The following is a 288-nucleotide window of genomic DNA, read 5'->3' as shown; positions in this document are numbered from 1 at the left end:
AAATATCAGTACATAGGAGAATTATTATGTAAATCTTTAAATGAAGGATGGTTACCTGATTGGGATAATGGTGAATATGATAAATATTATCCTTGGTTTAAAATGAGTTCTTCGGGGTTTCGGTACGACGGCTACGGCCTCCGGGTTTCGGGTTCGGCTGTCGGCTCTCGCCTTTGCTTTAAATCTTCAGAATTAGCAAGATATGCCGGGGAACAATTTACTGATGTATATAGAAAATTTATGATAATCGAATAAAACAAAAACCAATGAAAAATTACCAAGATTTAA

1 protein-coding gene is annotated in these 288 nt (G+C 35.4%); it reads left to right on the top strand.

The genetic code is table 11. From position 1 onward, the window contains the following. The coding region (locus tag FOF46_RS32210; protein WP_208746856.1) for a hypothetical protein at positions 1-255 on the top strand (255 nt) is incomplete at its 5' end. Positions 256-288: the final 33 nt, after the last annotated feature.

It is taken from the genome of Aquimarina algiphila, assembly GCF_007489275.1.
Taxonomy (GTDB): Bacteria; Bacteroidota; Bacteroidia; order Flavobacteriales; family Flavobacteriaceae; genus Aquimarina; species Aquimarina algiphila.
Note: the sequence above shows the minus strand (reverse complement) of the source record. Positions and strands in the feature narration are given on the sequence as shown.